Origin of the sequence: Arthrobacter sp. GCM10027362 (assembly GCF_042679445.1) — a bacterium.
Classification (GTDB): Bacteria; Actinomycetota; Actinomycetes; order Actinomycetales; family Micrococcaceae; genus Crystallibacter.
Genome location: NZ_JBHTML010000453.1, coordinates 1 through 560, shown reverse-complemented (window position 1 = coordinate 560; position 560 = coordinate 1). Strand labels below are relative to the sequence as shown.

1 protein-coding gene is annotated in these 560 nt (G+C 75.0%); it reads right to left on the bottom strand.

Translation table 11 applies throughout. From position 1 onward, the window contains the following. Positions 1-560 (bottom strand): MFS transporter (locus tag ACFQ36_RS23315; RefSeq protein WP_377018015.1); only part of this gene is annotated, 560 nt, incomplete at both ends.

Sequence of the window (560 nt, the reverse complement as noted above, 5' to 3'; positions counted from 1 at the left end):
CGGCGAGCAGGCCGGCCGCCAGCGGGAACCCGACCTGGCCCACCCGGTTGCCCAGCAGCCGCAGCGCCAGCGCCGCGCCGCGGGATTCGGGCCTGACCGCCTGGCTGATCAGGGACATGGTCAGCGGCTGGCCCAGCCCCAGCAGCAGCCCGCCGACGGCCAGGGTCAGGGCGGCGATCCAGAAGCTGCCCAGGAAGAACGGGGTGAACAGCAGTGCTGCGCCGGCGCCGACCAGGCTCGTGACGAGCAGCTGATAGCGGCTGAAGCGGTGCAGCAGCTGCGGGAGGGTCAGGCGCGAGACAATGGAGGCGCAGGCGCGCACGGCCAGCAGAGTGCCGACCGCCACCGGGGCGACGCCGCGCTCCTCCGCGAGCAGCGGCAGGAAGGCGACCAGGATGTCGATCGTGGCCAGCAGCGCCATCGCCGCGAGCAGGTTCCAGGCGACCCCGGGCCGGCGCAGGATCTGCAGCGCGGATTCGGCCGGCAGCGGCGCATGCGGCCCCTGCGTGCCCGGGACCTGCCTGCCCGGGTCCTGCCTGCCCGGGTCCTGGGTGTCCGGC